At 33.6% G+C, this 20,482-nt stretch carries 13 protein-coding genes; all 13 read right to left on the minus strand.

Annotation, left to right across the window (positions count from 1 at the left end; all coding sequences use genetic code 11):
* Positions 1 to 15 precede the first annotated feature (15 nt).
* The 13 genes from M3627_RS11590 to M3627_RS11650 all read right to left on the minus strand — a co-directional run bounded on the left by M3627_RS11590 (position 16) and on the right by M3627_RS11650 (position 20,475).
* Entirely contained in the window at positions 16 to 744 is a 729-nt protein-coding gene (locus tag M3627_RS11590) for a hypothetical protein (protein WP_251555686.1), read from the minus strand.
* Positions 741 to 2,678: a BREX-3 system phosphatase PglZ gene (pglZ, locus tag M3627_RS11595; protein WP_251555688.1), complete on the minus strand. Its 1,938-nt coding sequence runs from the start codon at positions 2,676 to 2,678 to the stop codon at positions 741 to 743. The genes M3627_RS11590 and pglZ overlap by 4 nt, the downstream gene beginning before the upstream one ends.
* Positions 2,679 to 2,688: 10 nt before the next feature.
* Complete coding sequence (locus M3627_RS11600) at positions 2,689 to 5,508, minus strand: DNA methyltransferase (protein ID WP_251555690.1); 2,820 nt, start codon at positions 5,506 to 5,508, stop codon at positions 2,689 to 2,691.
* 15 nt (positions 5,509 to 5,523) lie between these two features.
* Positions 5,524 to 9,225, minus strand: a complete 3,702-nt coding sequence (locus tag M3627_RS11605) for a DUF6079 family protein (protein WP_251555692.1) — start codon at positions 9,223 to 9,225, stop codon at positions 5,524 to 5,526.
* Positions 9,226 to 9,239: 14 nt separating this feature from the next.
* Complete coding sequence (gene brxF, locus M3627_RS11610) at positions 9,240 to 9,686, minus strand: BREX-3 system P-loop-containing protein BrxF (RefSeq protein WP_251555865.1); 447 nt, start codon at positions 9,684 to 9,686, stop codon at positions 9,240 to 9,242.
* 50 nt (positions 9,687 to 9,736) lie between these two features.
* Complete coding sequence (locus M3627_RS11615) at positions 9,737 to 9,976, minus strand: type II toxin-antitoxin system HicB family antitoxin (protein WP_251555694.1); 240 nt, start codon at positions 9,974 to 9,976, stop codon at positions 9,737 to 9,739.
* A gap of 1,673 nt (positions 9,977 to 11,649) precedes the next feature.
* The gene (locus M3627_RS11620) at positions 11,650 to 11,943 is read right to left on the minus strand and encodes a hypothetical protein (protein ID WP_251555702.1); all 294 of its coding nucleotides are present in this window, start codon (positions 11,941 to 11,943) and stop codon (positions 11,650 to 11,652) included.
* 1,079 nt (positions 11,944 to 13,022) lie between these two features.
* Positions 13,023 to 13,193 carry a hypothetical protein gene (locus tag M3627_RS11625; RefSeq protein WP_251555704.1) on the minus strand — a complete coding sequence of 57 codons (171 nt, stop codon included), beginning with the start codon at positions 13,191 to 13,193 and terminating at the stop codon, positions 13,023 to 13,025.
* Between the two features lie 367 nt (positions 13,194 to 13,560).
* Positions 13,561 to 13,875 carry a hypothetical protein gene (locus M3627_RS11630; RefSeq protein WP_251555705.1) on the minus strand — a complete coding sequence of 105 codons (315 nt, stop codon included), beginning with the start codon at positions 13,873 to 13,875 and terminating at the stop codon, positions 13,561 to 13,563.
* 482 nt (positions 13,876 to 14,357) lie between these two features.
* Positions 14,358 to 15,566: a protein kinase family protein gene (locus M3627_RS11635; protein ID WP_251555706.1), complete on the minus strand. Its 1,209-nt coding sequence runs from the start codon at positions 15,564 to 15,566 to the stop codon at positions 14,358 to 14,360.
* Between the two features lie 651 nt (positions 15,567 to 16,217).
* Positions 16,218 to 17,423: a hypothetical protein gene (locus M3627_RS11640; protein ID WP_251555708.1), complete on the minus strand. Its 1,206-nt coding sequence runs from the start codon at positions 17,421 to 17,423 to the stop codon at positions 16,218 to 16,220.
* Between the two features lie 1,434 nt (positions 17,424 to 18,857).
* Complete coding sequence (locus tag M3627_RS11645; RefSeq protein ID WP_251555710.1) at positions 18,858 to 19,970, minus strand: hypothetical protein; 1,113 nt, start codon at positions 19,968 to 19,970, stop codon at positions 18,858 to 18,860.
* A 223-nt stretch (positions 19,971 to 20,193) separates the two neighbouring features.
* Positions 20,194 to 20,475, minus strand: coding sequence for a hypothetical protein (locus M3627_RS11650; RefSeq protein WP_251555712.1), 282 nt, complete (start codon positions 20,473 to 20,475; stop codon positions 20,194 to 20,196).
* Between the last annotated feature and the right edge of the window lie 7 nt (positions 20,476 to 20,482).

Here is a 20,482-nt window from a genome sequence, read left to right on the forward strand (position 1 = left end):
TCCATAAAAAATCCCCTATTCAACTGAATAAGGGATTTTAGGGTTTCTTTCAATAATCGTATCTCGTATACTTTTAATAATAGTAAAGCGCTTTTCATTTAAATCCCCTGTAGCTATATGGTAATCGAATGGATAATAAATAGCACTATTATTTACCATCTCCAGAGTGACACTATTTGTATCTAAATGGTCCATTAAAACTTCAACCATCAGCTGTTTAAGTTCTGGTGCATGAATTCCTATACGTTTTTCAGGCATTCGATAAACACCAGGAGAAGTCATTTTAACTAAGTTCCAGTTTTTTATTGTAGAAAATACAGCACCTGTCGCTACTTCCACACGTCGACGATCTCCATATAAATTTTTCATCTCAGCTAGCACAACACGACTTCGAACTTCATCAGCCATCCGTAAATGCTTTCCTAAATAATTAACTTGCTCTTTAAAAAAAGGATACGCTAAGCAAGTCATGCACCAATGTAATAAATACTTTTCATTTTTCGTCAGTGTTGAGTATAAATGATGCGCATAGTCACGAATAAGTTGATGATTTTCTTCAACAGACCACCATATCTTCATGACGATGGCATGTGCGCAGCGTCTTGAAGCATTACCTTTAATATCACTCATCAAATATTCATCAAGTAAGCCATGCATGTTTTTAATAGAGACTTCATTTAATTTCTGTGATGCAAAATCAAGCTGATGTAGCAGAATTTTTTGATCAAAGCCGACTGCTTTCATAATTGTGTACCTACTTTCGAACGACTAATTTTTACTAATGGGACAATTATTTCTTCTATATGAACGCCACCATGAGTTACAATTTTATCATTTTTCGGCACAAAAGCACGATTGTTTTTCGCTAATAGCACATGATAACCATTAGGAAGACTACTATCGTCCCAAGGAATTGTTTCTTCATTTTCACTTGCAGTCTGATTACGAATATTTAATGAACTGTATATCCTTGCTCGCTCACCTTTAGAATCAACTGTCACACCTTCTTGAATTCTCCCCATTCCATAGCATTCTACATTGCCATGATCTGAAGTTAAATACACTTCAAAGCCCTCTTCTTCCAAATCAGATAGCAGCTTGTGTAAATAATTCGTGTTAAGCCATGTAGTAAGCTCTGAAAACACCGTTTGGCTGCCTTGTACAGCACCGTGCATAAACTGATCAATTACATCTATTACAGCACCGTAAACACGAATCAAAGGGGAGTGTCGATAAGTAAGCGATTCTTTGTTATAGGGTTTTAACCCTAATGATTTTTCATAAGCTACGTTTCGTTCAGACAATCCTTCATTCTTCCAAAACGATGACCATAACACTTTTTCTTTTCGGGTTGTACCAATGGTATCAGCAAAAAGATGTGGTTCCAAACCTGAAAAAATAGCTTGCCGAGAAACCGATGTTACACTGGGCACCCATGCAAAAACAGCATCTTCTTCAAATAACCATGACTGTTTCAATAGTGTTTTTTTAATAATATTCCACTGTGTAAAACTCATACCATCTAGTACAATTAGTGCCAGTTTCTTATCCGTTTTTTTTGCTAAATAATGCGGAATTTGATGTACTATCTTCGGCTTAGGTACAACTGGTAACGTACGCAACTGTTGATATTTAGAAAGCATCCAATCTTCAAATGCTTCATTGGCCATAGAAATTTGTGATTTAAAGTCATTATCCAATAAACCCTTTTCTAGCAATTCACTTTGAATAAACCCCAGTTCACTCGCAAACTTTGCCCAGTCAATTCTGTCAAAAGAAGAGTAGTCTTGCTGGAATAAGTCATTTTTATTAACATCGAAATGCTCATTTTTTACTTCTTTCACTACAATCCCTGGTTCCATCCATTTTTCAAAATTTACTGTTGATGGGACTTCAATTGGTAGAATAAAATCCCTCATATATCTGCGAATAAACGGATCATCAAAGTAAATATTACCATAATAGTCCTTCTTCTCAGCCACTTGCTCATTTGAATAGTTTAAATAACCTTCTATATAGTTTTTCCATTGTTTATTTAGATAATTATATAACTTCTCTTCAGAAGCGAAACATTCAAAAATATATGATGATACAAGAACACGTCTTTTTATCAAATTTTGCTGTAAGTGTTCGATTAGTATGTTGGGCAATGCTACTTTAAAGCGTTCAAAATAAAGTAAAGCAGCTTTTACTGTACTAACTTCATCTATAAGTATGCCAGCATCCAGTTTACATACATCACGTAAAATGAAGTCTGCCGTATCATTTATAGAAAGACGTGTTAAACAATGTGTATGCACTTCGAATAAATCTTGAAACATTTCAAGAGGACATTGCGCTACAATCGAACGATCAAAGTTTGGGAAGAGTGTTTCGAATGATAAGGTTGAGCGATTTGCATTTATATACACATCATAAGGAACATGATTGAACTGGTGGTCTAGAATCACAATTACTAAAGTAGCTCGATGCTCTTTTTCAATGTGCCGGAAAGTTGTTTCATATTCATATCGAAATGCAACTGGGTCATCATAAAAATGAAGAGTACAATTTTGTATTCTCAGCATTTCTTGTACGGTTTTTTCACGTAACAATTCATGTTCATCAGTTACGATATAAAGTGATCCTTTACTTGTAAAATGATTAATAATTCTTTCCTGCCAGTTCAACCAAATCACCTACTTCCTTCTACATATCTAAGCGCACCTGAGCATTATCATAATACATTAACAATTTGTCGTCTTCTTGAATTACAGTTTCTGGTAGACGATCGCCAACAGTCACAATCTTTTCGTAATTTTTCTCGCCCCATGACTTTTTGAAGCCAGCACGAACGGCTTCTGTACGGAACTGACGCAATTTCTTTTTATGAGTACTAAGCTCTTCTACATAGTGTTCAAACTCACGCAATAGTGCTTTTTCACGTAGTTTCTCTAAGTCAGCTTGTTTATTTGGATCTGGAACATACCAGCGATTTATGCCTTTATCTCTTAATTTATCATTGTTATTTTCTAAACCTCTATAATCATGATAATTACGACGTAAATACCCTGCAATTTGATCTGGTACAGACTCATCACCTTCAAAACGCAAGAAGTTTTGCGCGAGTAAATCATCTAATTCCGGTAATTGTTCGTGCTTCGCAATATGTTGGATTTCTTTCATAAATTGCGGATGCAAATCTTGGCGTGTTTGTGGTTTTCGCATTAATTGCTGACGGATCCACTCAATCGCACTATTCTCATCTGACACGAATAAACTCATTTGCGAAAACTCTTTTACAAGCGTACGTTTCTTATCGTACTCTGCTACTTGAGATTCTAAAAATGCCATACCATCACGCATCGGAAAGCGCTGCGCTACACCTTGTTGAAACTCTGCCGATGAAATAGGTACTGGTAAACCATTTTGCACATGATACGCAACCATACGGTCAAATAAAATACGTGGTGTTCTTTCAGCTATTAAACCTGATTCACCCTTACTTCCAATAAACACTGGTAATTTTTCTAAATGCTGTTGCACAAAAACCCATGCGGATTCTACACTATTGACATTTTCATGCATCTTTTTTATATTTTCCTCTGATGGCTTATAGGCTGAAATTACAAGGTCTTGTTTAACTGCAGTTGTAGAAGTTACCGCATTGAAACTTCCTTGTTTTTTATCCAATGCTGCCACATTAGCTATGACAAATCCAGCTCTTTCCATAGCAGCTTGAATTACATTCCAAACGCTAGCTTGTGAATTACTAAACTCAACAGTAATCCATTTTTGTGGTTTTAATACTCTGTAATATACTTTAAAACATTTCTCCATGAGAGTTTGATACTCAGGTAATTTTTTTCTTTGGGTTTTATTCATAATTGCTTCTTCATCTGTATTTGTTTCTACTTTCAGCCACGACTCAATTGGATTATTCAACTCTGAATACATTAAATTAGCTCCGAATGGTGGATCAGTAAAAATATAATCTATAGAATTATCATCAATTTGCGACATATTTCCTGTTGATTGATTGGACACTAAAACTCTATTTTCACGCTCATAGCTAATCGATTTCTCAATTCTGTTTGAATAGGTAAATAAAGGGTTAACCTCAATGTTTAATGAAGGGAAAAATAGGGTTCCAGATAAACTTGTACCTACCCATCCCCCCCCTCCATGGAAATAGTTTTTAGCTAAAAATCTTGCCTGTTTTGAACTTCTAGTCAGCATTCCCGTTAAAATAAATTTCAGCTGATTTGAATAAGATTTATTAAATAAAGATGATAGTACAGATAAATTTCTCTTGGTATAGTAAAGATGTGTATGAGTTAACCCTATACGTAGAGCCTCTATTGATTTATCTCCTAAGTTAATCTCTTTACTTGGAATCCAATCATTTATAGGTATTTGATCTATTTTATTAATAAGAGAGAAATCGCCTTCAGCAGCTTCCTTTGTATATCTTTTATTATTAACTTCATATCTTATTAAAACAGGTACTTTTTTCACCATTTCAATTGGCTTTTTTAATATAGAATCAAAATATGATACCCATGCTCTATCTAGTTTTCTTTTTGTTACTTCTACAGCACAATGTGGGCATTTGAAACTATCATTGATTTCTCCTTTTACAGTATCTACAGCAGCTTTCCAAAAAACTATTTCATTTTGACAATTTGAACAAATAAACACATCACTAAATACAGTGTATAGAATTTGTCCTTTCAGAGCATTGCCATCTACATCATATTGAGTTTGTCCGTCTATAATATGATCAGTGCTGTATTTCCAAGCATGTTCATTTTCCACATCTTTCAAAATCTTTCTAGCCTCTTCTTTGAAACTCTCACTATCTATTTGAGGATAATTATAATTGTAGGTGATGAATGCTCCAGCTGGAGAAAGATCATTTAAGATAATATTTCTAAATCCTGCTTGAGAGATTACTTCATCCTCATAAATTATTTCATTTTTTTCATTTATTTGATATCCTAATTCTTTTATTTCTGCTAAGTTGCTACACATCTGTCCAGCTACCCCAGTCATACCTGTACCTGAAAATCCATCCAATACAATGTCTCCAGGCGAAGTATAATGTAATATATATCTCATAATAGCTTTATGAGGAACTTTGGTATGATAGCTATGTGCATTATATATAGGGTTTTGTTTACCTTCGCTAACATCCGCAGCTAATGGTTCTCGATGATATTCTTCATTCAAATCTCGACCGTATTTTGTAACCTTTTCTTGTTCCCATGTTTCAATGAAGTCATTAATCCATGGATTCGGGCAAGCAGTATAATATGGAGGATCAGAAAGAGTGATAATATCTTCGTCTTCACCAATAGGGAAGCCTTCGATTAGCTTTAACTCAGGTAATTTTTTACGTAGTTCTTCACGGAAATATTCTCTTCTAGTTTCTTCATTTTCAAAAGTCATGCCTAGGCAGACAACTGGTGAATTGTCCGCTACAGTCTCTTCATTTAGTAAAGAGAGCTGTTTTGAGTTGCTTGTCATTTGGTATCACTCCTTTTATTTTTTCAGCATAATGCGTACTCGGTTTGACTGTGCGTTGCCAACTGTTTTATGAATCATTTCTTCAAAGCGTTTACGTAGTTCTTCCACTGTTAATGGACTACCATTTGCCATCATCTCTTCAATATCCTTTAATGATACTTCCACTTTATCGATACCTTTTAGTAAATCATTAATCGCTTGGATTAGGCGTATATCGACTGGTAACGTAAAAGCCTTGTTAGTGATAAGATCTTTAATAAGCATTTGTTGCTCGGGTTTTAACAGCCCGATATTTTCCTTAACTGTTTCATCATTGAAGTTTGTTAATAATGTTTCAGTCCAGTTTTTAAATATACTTGGTAGCTCCTGTTCAAGCTTTTTCAGCATTGCTTTTTCATTTGTTATCACTTCTGTTGGACGAAACTTACACTCCGAGCAAATAGGTCCATGTTGTAAATTTTCTTCTGAAACTTGATAGCATGTTTTTAGACTTGTCAGTGCTTTCTCCCAGTTGATAATTTGTTCTTTTGGCAATATGGAAATGTGTGATGCTAATTCTTTTAAAGCTTTTAATTTTGAATCTGTAAGTAATGTATTTTTCAGTATATTTTCAGTAGCATTGAGTCGTGATTTATCATGGGCTTCTATATAAAGTCTTATATACTCCTGTTTTAATACATCAAGTGTAGCTAATTCTTTTGTTGTATCTTGGTGATGCTTTAAGGAGTCTTGTAATTCATATAGCGCTTCATCAACATGTTGTGACCATTCAGAATCTCTATCCATATTTAGTTGCGCGATTTGGAGATAACTTACGCGTTGCTGGATTTCCTTAATTTGTTGTTCCAGTTTAGCGAAAGAAACTAATTTATCCATAGCCATTTTTTGCTTTTCAATTGTTGCTATATCATATTTCAAGTTGCGCATTTTTGCTGGTGTGTTGTAACGTTTTAAGCCTTCACAAAATTCTTTGAACGCTTCTAGTACTGAGACATTTTCTTGTATTTCTACAGAGTTTAATAATTGTCCGTCCCATGTTGGAAAGCCTTTTTTCACAACTTGAATGATACTTAAGGATTCATTTATTGCATCATTGGCTTTAATAGTAACTGAAACAATAACTTTTGATAGCATTTCTTCTTCATAGTTCGGGATAGAAATACCAAATAAATCAGATATCGCATTTAATTCTTCAATAGGTAGGCCACTAGGTTTTTTCACATGACTAAATTGCGTTAGCTTCGATAATGATAATTGAATAAACTCATTTAAATTTAATGCATTGTAAGTATTATTTTCAACAGTTACTTCAATTGCACCCGTACTTACCATTGCAGCTAATAATACAACAAGTAACTCAGGTTCTAAACGGAATTGTTTTGTGTACTGTAAGTCTTCTACCCCACGAATAAATACAGTTTCAATTAATTCACTATGGTTTATTACTTGCCCATGTCCTTTAGAATATATTAAGTCGATAATCCATTTAGCATAACCAGATTGTTTTGTTGATATTTTGTTCATAGAATCAAATAAAATTAGGCCATTTAAAATGGCAGCTCCTTGCTTCGTCTCTTTTCCAACTAAGTACTGCAATGCATCTCTTACATATGTTTCAAGGTTACCTCTTGATAAGTAGGACCCCTGAATCTGGACGAATTTAGGGTAGTCTTCATACTTTTGTTCAAACCAATCTGTCAAGATCCCTTCAGAAACGGTGTTAATAATTTCTTGTATTGTTGCATTTGGTGGAAGGAACATACCGAACTCAAGTACAGTCCCTTTTTTCCCTTTATACGTTATTTCGAAAGCATGTACAAAGTTTTCATTTAACCATTTATTTAGCTCTTTATAATAGCTTTCGATTTTTCGTGTATATAAGTTTTTAGTTGCTGAAGTTGCATCAATCTTCAAATCATGTGCAGCAGTGTAAAGTTTTAATAGCTGGTTGAATCGATCATCTGTATGTTTAAATTCGAAGAATATTTCGTCAGCCTTTTGTTCATCTTTAAATATTGTTTTCATAAATGGTCTCAACATATAAATGTAAAAGTCCCGCTCTGGTTGCGCTGTTGAACGTTCATTTGGTGCACCAAAGAATAAGTATCCTAGACGTTTTACACGGTGCGAATCCCATGGTAGGTCATGTCTCCAAATTTTATATCCATTTACATAAGTATTATCATCTAATGTAATTGCTTGTTTTAATAAGTCATAGTAATAATAATCCAATTTATCGTCTTCAATTGTTTCAGCTTTTTGTTGAATTAGACTATCTATATCAATATCTTTTTTTAAGTCTAAGTAATATTGACCGTTAGATTCATTTGTTGATAAGTACTGATAACTTACTGTTTTTTGAATTTCTTTTAATGCGACTTCTACGCTTGTTTTTAAGAAATCAGCTGGATCATCATCTTCTAATAAGAAATCCATTCCTACTGTCGGATGCAAGAATAAATCATCCCTTAGTTCCTGAGCTGTTAAACCTACTTTGTCGTAAATATCAGAAGTAGACAGACGATTTAAAGAAAGTGCATTTACAATGCGTATCGCCATTGGTTTATACATTTTCTTTTCAAGAACATTTTGAACCCTATCTTTTAACAGTTTAGATTTATCCAATACTTCCTTTACATCAGGATTACTTTTATAGGAAGAATCTTCTTCAATAAATCGCCAGTAGCTGTCGTAAGAAACAAGACCTGGTGAACCTTCTGGAACATCCGTATTAATAATTGCTCCCATTTCTAAACTAATCGTTTTTAAAGCCACTCGTTTTTCAATACCGTTTACTTTTTCAAATGCACTTAGATAACTTGGATGGACTGGGAATAAGTTGACGAATGTTTCCATGTCTTCATTTAAGCGATTATAAAGCGTTGTGAATTTAGATAAGTGTTCACGAATAAGTGATTTTTGCTCTACAGTTTTTTTTAATAAACGCTGTGCAACGACATGAGCGATATCTTCACGTATAATGCGAACTTGTTCAAATCGTTCTTTCACACGTCGAAGAGGTTCTGCAACGTAGTTAAAACGAGGATTATCAAATAACATTTCTTGAATACCTGCTATAAAACGGAAACGTGTTTTACTACAAATTTCTCCCACTTCACGTAAGAAGCCTAGATCCAGAGTAAGTTCCTGTTCTTTTCGCCCACGAAGATAATCAAGTAACTCATCCACCACCACGAGCAAGCCATATTCAGGATATTTTTCATTGAATAACCCCATCATTTCTTCTAAAGCATCCTTATTGTTCGTAATTTTATCAAATGCAGGGAATGAAAAGTCAATTCCTAAGTTGTCTAGGCCATCTTCAATGGCATTACATAAAATATCACGTAGTGAAGTACCAACACTTCCGATTTCTAAACGAATTACTTTAAATTTCCCTTCGATCTCTTTTGATTTTTCTTTCACAGCTTGATTCAAAATATGGTCACTTGCACCTTCACGTTCAGCAATTGTTGAAATAACACTCATTAAATGTGATTTACCCGTTCCGTAGTTTCCGACAATCATTAACCCCTTATTGTCAGCGGAATAGTTAAACTGTAGTTGGGTAATAATTAGTTCATTTAATTGCTCTGCCATTCGGTCAGAAATTACATATGTATCTAACAAATGGAAAGCACGTGCTTTATCATTTGCATCTTTTAATTGGATAACTGATTCGATTGGTTCGAATTGTAATAGGTCTTTATACTGCAAAATAATCGCTCCTTTTATTTGATGATAATTGCATCTTTTGTGGAGTACTTGATGTACTCTGGATGGCCAGGTTCAGCGTAAATAAAATAGTTATCTTTAATGGTACTTCGCCAAGTAATAATTAATGTTTTATTTTTACTTAAATTGGTAAAAAGATCAAATGGATTAACCCTTAAGGATGGGTCAAATAACATTTCATAGTAATCTATACAGACAATTTCAGACTCTGTAGCACTAATAAATTCATATAAAAGTTCTGCTATTTTATAAGGTCTTCTATTCTGAGGTACTTCTTTAATTTTTTCGGATAATAGTAAATTCACATTCATTAAAGGATAATGATTAGCCTGACTGAAATGTTCTACGCTATTACCTCGTTCATATTCACATACATAAATTTGTTTATAATAAAGTTGAGAAATATTCTGCAGTCTAATGCTAAGGTTGTTTAATACAGACATATTCAATTTAGTAAGACCTCCAAGTAAATGTTCTTGGTGATGATGAACAATTATATTTTCAGATGATTTCCCAGGGCTTCTTCCACTATCTCCAACATCGTCTTGTCCTGTTCAGCAGCAGCTGTTTTCAGACGTTTATGCAACTCTATAGGCAACACAAAGGTTGCTTTTTTTGTTGCTCTTTTTTCAGAAACTTTAGTTTCAGTTATTTGCGAGCCTTCTTCAACTTTATGAGTAACAGAAACATGAGTTGCTTCTGAGTTGTTACTGTATTTATTGTTAACTGTCATAATTTAGCATCTCCTAAATAAATTAAGTCGGTAAGTATAATCATCTTCCAAAAGAACCCTTATTTGGAACTGGAGTACTTATAATTGTATCAAGAAACTCACACTATGTAAAACTGTATTTACATAAATACAGTTTTACATAGTGTGTATTAAAATAATATAATTCATTAAGTAAGGTGTGCCGACAATGAGTTGATAATTTCATTTCTTCTAGTAAGTTCAGACAATCCCGTATTGTCTATGCCTATATTTTATATAGTAAATTTTTTTGTCCCTACAATGTTAAATAGATAGAGAACATAGTTAAATACAAGGTTTGTCTAAATAACTCTCGAAGCATCTTTCCCTTATTTATTAGCCTCAATTTCACCTCCGAGGTTCTCAAACACATCTGTTGCATACTTGATGATTGCCGTTTTCCTTTGCATGTAGAGTTGATTCTATTTGTTGAATTCTTCTTTATTTGGGTTCATATTAAAAGTTGAATTAATTGTTTAATACCTGTGCAATGTGATTATACTCACGTAAATAATTCAAACAAATAAACTGATATGCACAGTCTGCTTTTTTAGCCTTAATACGTGACATACTAATGTTTTTCCAGCGCCAGCTACACCCGTCCAACGCCTTGTTAAACCATGTTGTAATTTCGCTAATCTTTTCTGATCAGAAGATGATTCTATCAATAAACATTTCGTTCAAAAACAAATTTTTCTTCCTTTAATTCTTGTTTTTTTCCCGATTTTCAGTCGTTTTTGCGTTAATCCTTCTGGATCAACACACCTTATTAAGTAGAAGTATTTTTACAATTTGACTATCTAATAAAACATATCCAAAATTACCCCATTACTAAATTGAATGTAATATCTCCTAAGCCCAGAAACGCTTTTGCAAAAAATAAATTTAATCCTAGGAAAGGCACAAAGATATTACTTTAACTTTTAAGCAATTCAAATAATAAATTTATTCAAGCATAAAATTTCCTAAAATAAAATAAAGCATAAACTTTCCATACGGAAAGTTTATGCTTTATGTCACAGACACTCCATGAAATTCAGTACATTTCACTGTATGGAGACGGCGGGAGTCGAACCCATATTCTCTAATAATTACTTTATAGTAGTGTTTATTGGAGTTTTTATATAAAATAAAGACTTTTGACCATGGTTTTGACCATGGAATGAAAAATTACTTACGGAGACAATATTTTTTCAAATCACTTTTTATTCTTTCAACTGCTAATTCCTGGTGTAAAGAGGACGAAAAATGCTGTACAATCGATCATGGGGGGATCTGCGATTATATAAAATAAACCCCACCCATTTTCACGTACATTTTGTGATTATTTTTCTCCACATTCATGTTGCACAAACATTTTTCCATTTGGCTATATATTAAAAGGGAAAGCCTGATTTTAAATACACATAAAAAAAGGGCAAGAATATTTTTTCCTGGCTCATTTTACTTTAATATTATCTTCAACTAAGAACACACAGTTCGAATCAGGATATTTTTCATTGTTAGTGGTAAAGAAGCTCTTACATTTGTTTTGGATCTGAAGGCAAAATTCATTAGCTTGGGTAGCGAGGTGTGCTGCCACCCATGAAACCTAGTTATTGCATAACCTATTTATACCATATAGAGTAAGGGTTAACCCTTACTCTATATGCCTTTTAGTGAATAATATGGATACCTCCATCTTCGAATATCTCTATGGATTGATAACTGTTTAAAAACTCTATTCCACGTATATTTCCCTTATTAAGGAGTTCATTAATATTTTCTTTATATGTTTGTGGATCTAATATTAATCTATAAAAATATAACTTTTTTCCGCCTATTTCTTGGCTATCGGTCATGATAAAAGCATCCCCATACTTTTGTTTAAAATATCCTCTTGCTTCTTCGTGACTTAAAAAGTTAGGTAAATTATCTTCATCTCTTCTGTTATACCTGGTAATTGTCATACGCTTAACCCCCTATTTAAATATCGTTTCCATAATTATACCAATAATTTGTAAATTTAATATAGCGAGGTGGAGTTTTTGTCACTCCTGAAAAATTGTAACAATAATGCAGGGGCATATATTCAGTGATTTACATTCGAAAATTGTAACGTTAAAATAAAGAGTGATTAAAAATCACATATAAACAATACATAAATAACCTAGTATAATTGGTAGTAATTCCAAGTTGGGCGCAAGAGATTTGACCATGCCACAAAGTAAATCACGGTTTGTTAGTTATTATTTTAGAAAAGCAGGGTATAATAATATAGATTGGTTCAAAAGCAATCAGCACCTAACTCATAAACCGTCCAAAGTTTGCAGGCTCAGGGACGGTTTACTTTTGCATAAAATTTTCTTTTTCATAGAAACATCCTTCTGGTACGACTTTACTAAACAAATGTTCAGTTTTTCAAAACAAGAGTTCAAAAACGACTTCTTTTTTTTGGAAATATGGCGTGCTTTTTAATTGTCTAAAATTTAATCCAGTATTCCTTCAATTGGGACTAGCAGCATCTTTGCCACTCTGATATCTTCTATGCTGGAGAAATATATTTTCTTCTAGAGGGTAAAAGGATTTTTTTTACAAGAAAATGGAGGGAAAAATAACGAAATTGACGTAGAAATGGAGAATTAATAATAAACATGTACTTGAAAGTGGAGAACTCTAAATAGTTTCCTTCTCATCCTTTTATGGTAAAATAGTTTCCCTGACGCCAATTCCACAGCGCAATAATGCTATATGCTTTTTCAGATTCGACATCATTTTCAGCATTGATTCTGATTCAGATCATTGTCTTCAACATTATCCAAATTCAATTTTTTATGGACTATTTTTCGTTCCAATAAAAAAAAGGTAGCCCATGCTACCCTTCTTCCGCAATCGACCCGATTGAGGAAAACGAGATAATGATTACTTCCAATAGCTTTTTTAATTAAAGCACCCAATAAAGAACAAAGAAATAATAAAAAATCTTAAAAGACTATATTGGGGTCGATTCTTAATACTTCTGTTTTTTTAGTTAACGTCCATTTTTGTCTCAGTCTTCGTCCCAATCAAAATCATTATCTGGATCTTCAAAGTCTCTTCCAGCTTCTATTAGGCTGTTAGCACATCCTTTACAAAAAGACTCTCCATCTTTCAGCAATTCTGAATCGAGTTGATTTTTGGAGAATTCTTCTCCACACTCATTACAAATATACTTTTTCATAAGTTTCCTCCCTTTCCAATTTAAATAGCGTATCTAAATATTGATTATACAGCAATAGTAATAGTTATTAGACTTAAAAAAAATGCTTGTTCCTCATTAATTGAAGGTTGTTACCTATCAATTCTCTTCAATAATCCACTATTAATTATTACATCCAATTTCTTTATATTTCAGCAAGAGCCTCCACCAATTCTCGCATTAGTAAACACGTATATTGGACCTTTTTCGAACTCATTGAGTTTATAAGCAGTCTCCCTAAATTCCGAACTATACCTTTTGCAAACACACCTAAATAAAAAGTAAATTAACTTCTTAAGAAGAATCAAATAAGGTATATATAGATCCACTTTCTATAATATCCGTAACATTAGAAATAACTTTTATTGACTATACGACTTGAACGAGTTTTCTTTAAATATAGACTTTTAACCTTCTTATGTAATAAATCATCTTTATGGGGGGTACTTTTTATGATGGCCGAAACCTCAACTTGCTCAATTGTATAGCCTTGACTATTCAGTATCGCTGCTGTTTTTGCAATGCTTCCGTACATTACATATATTTGAATTACTAGCTGCACAATATTTTGAGGATTATAATTACTGATTAGCTCTACATATTCATGAATCTCTTGTAAATCCTTTTTTGCCTGGTCTAGCGTGCGAAAAGTTTTAATTGACATAACCCCCATTCCTTATTAATTTCAATATAAAATAAGGAAAACGACAAGTCAATAATTTTCTAAAAATTCAAACTTAATTAAATATTTGCGTATATTATAGCATACCAAATATAACAATATAACAAGATATATATATAGTGTCACTATCTTAACCTTATTGGTGGTGTTTTATAATTTTGACGGAGCAAAGCGACCCAAATCTTTAAGTGGTTCCGTATGAAATTTTTTCCCTAGAATTAAATTATGGACTTAGCAACAATTAGTCATTTTTTTTGTTCAAAAGAACGCTAACTGTTGATATGACACACAATATAACGAATAATAGAATGATATTCCATTTTGAACGGTTGCTAAAAGAAAAACATCTAATTGATTATTGAGAGAGCATACTTGCTCTCTCTTTTAAAATGAATATACTGGAGCATACTTACAATCACTAAAAGAAATATAGACGTCGAAACTTAACTCGAGAAAATAATAAATTAAACTTTTTCTAGTTTGTTACGGTAAGCAGGGAATACCTCAGTTAATAATACTTCTTTCATGTCCGTAATATTATTATAACGATTTTCCTTTACACCAATAGCTTTAAGAATGAACTTCCTTAATTGTTCATTCTCTTCCCTATGGTAGTTTGCTTCTCTTCCTGTAAGTATATAGTAGATTACTTTTGCAAGTGCAAATGTTTCATGTCTTATTTCATAATTTTCAAATCCTACTAAATCAAGATCAGAATAATCATTAATTGCTCCTTTAGTTTCTGTTCCTAATCTTGTTAAGGAACTTTCAGGTCGTTTTACCAAACCAAAATCTGAAACTTTTATCAAATTATTTCCGTAATCAAATTTTTTAATTAATATGTTTTGATAACTAATATCTCGATGCAATAGTCCTTTATGATGAATATACTCAAAAGCATTTAGTAGTTGGATTATCAATGCTCGTCTCGAATCAAAAGATAAAGAGTTATTATTATACCTCATGAATTTTTCCAATGTTTGATCTGCTAATTCCATAGTATATTCATTTTTCTCATCATTATATGTATAAGCTTTAATAATAAAGGGTGAGTCCAATACCTTTAGATCATTAAACTCATTTTTAAACCTCTCAAGCTCATCCTCTCGTAGGTTGTTTTTAGCACGTTTTACGGCGAATTTGGTTTCATAATATGGGTCATGGTATTCAAAAACTCTCGCATAAGAACCACCACCTATTTGATGAAGGCTTATATGCTTTGTATTTTCTGGACTTGGGATTTCTAAACTATTAGCTTTAACAAAAATGGGTTTCTCTTCAATAATATTAATATTGGGAAAACCTTCAGGTATGGTACTACCACCATTTTGAGTTAAAAAACTTTTACAAGAATTAATAATTTCCAAGTAATACTGGTCAATTTCAAAACTATATTCACCCGTTAACGTCGCTTTAATTAATCTTGTTTGTTCAATAATATCCAGTAATTGTCTACTTGGGACTGCATTATAATGTCCCCCATAAATACCGTTTTTACTATTCATAAAAGTGAATAGCTCATTCAAGTTACTATGGAGTATTGAAAACATTTCTATTAGATTAGCATTACCAAAATGAGTATAGTATCCCTTGTATAAAATTGACTTTTCAGAATCATATTTACTTAAAAACTGGTTATATTTTATTTGTAAAAAGTTATCTATCTCAGACATAACATCATCCCTATCACTTTTTATCTCAATTCATCCTAATATTACCACATATTATAAAGTTATGTTTCAGTCTAGATAGAAAATGACTTACTAATTATTTAACTAACTTCACGTACATTTTGTAATTATTTTTTTCCACATTTTATTTCCCCCATTTTTACCGTACAAAATAACCACTGTTTTCTCTTGCTAACACAAAATATTTCTCCATTTTCACGTCCATTTTAAATAATTTTCTCCATTTTCACGTCCATTTTAAATAATTTTCTCCACTTTCACGTCCATTTTAAATAATTTTCTCCATTTTCACGTCCATTTTAAATAATTTTCTCCATTTTCACGTCCATTTTAAATAATTTTCTCCACTTTCACGTCCATTTTAAATAATTTTCTCCACTTTCACGTCCATTTTAAATAATTTTCTCCACTTTCACGTCCATTTTAAATAATTTTCTCCATTTTCACGTCCATTTTGTTATTTTTTCTCCAGTTTCAAGTACAAAATAAAATCCTATTATCCCTCCTAGGAAAAAAAATTTCCTCCAGCATAAAATATATCAAGGAGGTTGAGATTCTCCTGAGCCCTAATAGAAGGAATCTTTTTAATAAATTTTGTACTATTAAGAACGCAGTATTTATTCTCAGTTATGCTTATTTCTTACGTTTCCATGCTGAGTCATCAAGATCTACATACCTGGCAACAACATCCAACCTGCTGTGACCCAATTTTAATGACACGGAGAGCCTTCTTAACTCTTCCCAATGGAATTTCCTCATTGGTTTCCCATGTTTTATATTGTAATGGTTCAAACGTATTCTTTCATTTTCGATTCGCTCGATTATCTTCTCCTTATTTGAACCTTGAAGGTTCAAATATTTACCGATTTCCTTCTCGAGTTTATTTTTGCTCCAATACCTCGTTTTATCATACTCTTTTTGCCCGTATCTCCTTCTTGTAGAATGGCTAGTGTACCTCATTTCGACAGGTACAGTTTTTTCATTGCCACCCTTATCCTTTTTCACGATTTCACCCTCATAATTAACCCCCGCTTTTTCCGCTGCACGGTGCAAAACTTCTTGTACGTACAGAGATGCTTTATCAGCAGACATTTGTTTCCCTAGGTGATTGTAAATAGGAAACAGTGGCGCCCCTTTATTCTTTCCTTTTTCTAATTCCTTGTAAAAATCAACGTACATATCATCAATTGGTATGTTTCGGTTAAAACTGTTCTTATCATTTATGTACTTTTTCAATTGGTTATTATAATCTATATTGCCGACCTGAAGCTTCAACTCTGCTTTAATTCGACCGCCAGTATGCGATTGTGCATCCAACACCTTAATTATCGTTGCATAATTGCGGTTTGTTTTTGGAATAGCCTCTTTTATAAGCTCTAATTCGCCACCTTTTGGCTTTATTGACGTTACATGATGCCTACTGTCCACCACGCCTTCTTGATGCAACCTGTTCAATTGACCTTCACCTTTTTTTACACTACCTTTTAGACCCACACGAATCTTGTCTATTCCTTTTCCGAATATCTTTTGAGTCTTAACCAATTCCGCTAACTTATGTACAGCATGAATTCGACCTTCAATCGTCCCAGCTGTAATAATATCGTAATGATAATCATCCACCATTTCTTCCACGTAATCATCCATCCAAGAACCCTTCCAATACTTCGGATTGTACAATTTTTCGTTCCTTGTTTCTTCGACTTTCTTAGCAATTTTTTGATTCACGAATGTCTGAACCCGCTCAAAATAACTATTTGCGGTCGTGCCACTAAGAAGCCCTTGCTCTTTAGCCTTTATAAAACCATCATTGATCATCTTCAACAGATACTTTTTCTTCAATAAAATCACCCCTTTCCATGCTTAAAAGATAGATCAAGACCTAAAAAATCGCATGCTTAAAAGCGTACCTGGTCCAAATTTGCGTCAGCAGTTTCCTTCGTGTTTTTCCGTCCAGAATCGCTCTCGCCGTTACTTGCGTGCTAAAGCACGCAGTAACGAGCTTCGCTCTCTGGCCTCCAAAACCGAAAGAACCTGCTACGGTCCGTCTCCGCCTCGCTGGTCCGGCGTAACTGCGGGTCCCTGCCCACAGTTACACCAAACCAACAAGACAAATCCGAACTATATTATTCGGTGGTGCCCCGCACCACCGAATAACTTCGCAAACCCAAACCCCAAAGATCCTCACAAAACATCATCTAAACATCACTCATGAACCTGCCGTTTGGAGATATCTTTTCATGGACCACCAGTATCGATTGGAATCAACAAACAAATTGTTTGTTTGCTCATTCCAATCGATCCGTAGACAATCCAACGCCTCCAAACTGTTGCAGCCGCTTCACAGTTCCTTCGGTCCCAAACTCCGAAATCACTCCACGGAAATTCTCCATCACTTATTAGGAGAATCCTTCACACTCTTTCGATGTGCTCAGCTGCACCCCAACGAAGGGGCTACCATATCCCGAGGGACTTAGGTAGGTTGGGCAAGCGCGTTTTACCGCAAGTGCCTGAGAATCTCAGACGGTTCAACCATGATGTTTATAAACTGATAACGTTTTAATGACAACCTTCTGATACGTTTCTTCTTTCTCTTTCATGCGAAATATTGCTGTCCAGTCGTAGGATGCATCAACCTCTCACTCGTATAAGCTGAATTCCATTTTCTCGTTCTCGATATACCTACCGCTTCGCATGTTAAGTTGAATTCTCCATTCCCTCATCTCTCCTCATTTTAATTTTTGGGGGCTAATCACTTACTTTTAAACCGTCAACTTTATCCGCTTTCAATTGTCATGGTCACTTTCTCCTTTTCCTATTATTTTTGTTTTACTGATACTTATTTGATGATTTTGAACTCTAATCTAATAGACTATTGTTCCTTTTTAATAATTTCCTATTTGTTAGGTTTCAAGGAAATGCAAAAAAGGACAGGTGCGATGCCTGTTTCAAATTTGTGTGATCAATTAGACACCTAACGTGCGTTGTTACCGTTGACCGTCACCTTTTGAGTTTGGGTCGCATCGAGGACTTTTGGTCGTTCGACAGTTTTAAAATTATCTGCATATATTATAACAATAATTGGTAAAATGTGGATAAAAAAACAAGAAACAACCCTTTTTTTAGGGTTATTTCTTGTTGAGATTACCGTTGACCGCCACCTATTGAGTTTAGGTCCCATCGAAGACTTTTAATCGTTCGACAGTTTTAAAATTATCTGCATATATTATAACGATAATTGGTAAAATGTAGATAAAAACAAGAAAAGATCCTTTTTCAAGGTTTTTTCTTGTTCAATATTTCCAATAGTTCTGTTTTCTCTATCTGTCGACCAGTACGTGTCTCAGAATAGATGGATTTACAGTTTTCCACTTCGATCAAAACAGGATTCTCGAACAATCGTTTATCCGTATGAGTGAAGTAGCCATCTGTCTTTCTAAAATACACATCATTTTTATCCCGATAGCGGAACAGTTTAACGATTGAATTTTTTGTTTCTAGTATTCGTTCCATCTCTTTTCTCCATACGGAATCATTATGTAACTCCACGGTCATAAATTCTTTATATCCCTTTGCCTCTAATTCATCCAAGAGTAGTTTTTCTTCTTCCACTTTTCTTTTTAATTCGCCCACATGTTCGATTAGCTTATCGTAGTGTTCTTGATCAATTTGGTTGAAACGCACTTTAATTTTAAAGTACCTTTTATTGTTCTCCATGAACTCAAGATACTTACGAAAAAGATTACGCACTGAATTGATTTCAGTAACGGTATATAACCTACCATGCCCCATTGTTTTTGAAGCTTTTTCTAAATTCAATTGGTACACGTAGTTTTCTTTCTCTAGGCGTTTCTCGAAATAAAGATGCAAATTTTTTCTATTTTGATATTCTAGGTATTCAACAGTTGGAACATCTTTCTTTTTGGTAGGTGGATTGACTTGCACATATTCTTTCGAATCGAAATCATAATAAAACGGATACTCCTGTTTAAAAACAAGTTTATCACTCCAATGTTTCATATCAGTCGCTAAACCCATCTTGACTACCTCAAAAACTACATCGACAACCCCGAAGGATAAATGGTTAGTCTTTATATTAAACTTCCATAAGAAGCCCTTTGGTGGAAGTATTTGATGCCCTAGAAACATTTTTTTTTTATAGGAGTCGTACTCGTTAACAATAGGAAACGTATATTTTCTATTATCGTGATCCATATCAAAATAGACCTTCAAGTCATCCATCGGCAATGTACCCTTAGTTAATAGCAATTCATCTATTTCTACATAATGCAGTTGAAAATCCAATGTCTCTTTTTCCATGGCATCGAAATAAGACATCAGTTCTTCAAACGGTTTGCTTTCCAGTTCAGCAACAGTTAATATCTCCAAACCTAAATCACCTCGCTTTTTCCTATTTTAATAGGATTTTTCGACATTCATTAAAAAAAGATTGCTTTTTTACATAACCGACCCTTTTATCCATTAGTTTGCCCTTCATAATTGCCCCATTTTTAACTTTTCTGTTGTTTCTGTGACCATTTACCCTCTGAATAGAAACGATTTCCTTACTAGCCCTTTATGTTTTGATTAAAACAACCTAAAAAAAAGCCACTTATAGTGGCTTTTTATCATCATTTTTTTCGTGTTTCTCATTATTTTTTCCGATGGTTTTTAGAGCCTCTTTTACTTTTTTTTGTATTTCTTTGTCCTGTTCGCGTGCCGTCTTTAAGAGTCCCTTTTTTTTATATGATGTCCATTCCTCCACTATCCAAGCTCCCTCCCTTAGTTCTCTGCAACTGATTTCTCTACGTTTCTCAATATATCCAAAAACAATAGTGATAGCTGTATTAAAACATATCCCATTCCTGCCTTTAACAGAAGTGCCTAAAACCATCTGTGAA

The sequence above is a fragment of the Psychrobacillus sp. MER TA 171 genome, assembly GCF_023713305.1.
Taxonomy (GTDB): domain Bacteria; phylum Bacillota; class Bacilli; order Bacillales_A; family Planococcaceae; genus Psychrobacillus.

Coding starts and splice junctions, on each gene's coding strand:
- M3627_RS11630 (WP_251555705.1), bottom strand. CDS start 13,875: ATGTCAATTAAAACTTTTCGCACGCTAGACCAGGCAAAAAAGGATTTA.
- M3627_RS11615 (WP_251555694.1), bottom strand. CDS start 9,976: ATGACAGTTAACAATAAATACAGTAACAACTCAGAAGCAACTCATGTT.
- M3627_RS11650 (WP_251555712.1), bottom strand. CDS start 20,475: ATGGTTTTAGGCACTTCTGTTAAAGGCAGGAATGGGATATGTTTTAAT.
- M3627_RS11635 (WP_251555706.1), bottom strand. CDS start 15,566: ATGTCTGAGATAGATAACTTTTTACAAATAAAATATAACCAGTTTTTA.
- brxF (WP_251555865.1), bottom strand. CDS start 9,686: ATGTCTGTATTAAACAACCTTAGCATTAGACTGCAGAATATTTCTCAA.
- M3627_RS11590 (WP_251555686.1), bottom strand. CDS start 744: ATGAAAGCAGTCGGCTTTGATCAAAAAATTCTGCTACATCAGCTTGAT.
- M3627_RS11625 (WP_251555704.1), bottom strand. CDS start 13,193: ATGAAAAAGTATATTTGTAATGAGTGTGGAGAAGAATTCTCCAAAAAT.
- M3627_RS11600 (WP_251555690.1), bottom strand. CDS start 5,508: ATGACAAGCAACTCAAAACAGCTCTCTTTACTAAATGAAGAGACTGTA.
- M3627_RS11620 (WP_251555702.1), bottom strand. CDS start 11,943: ATGACAATTACCAGGTATAACAGAAGAGATGAAGATAATTTACCTAAC.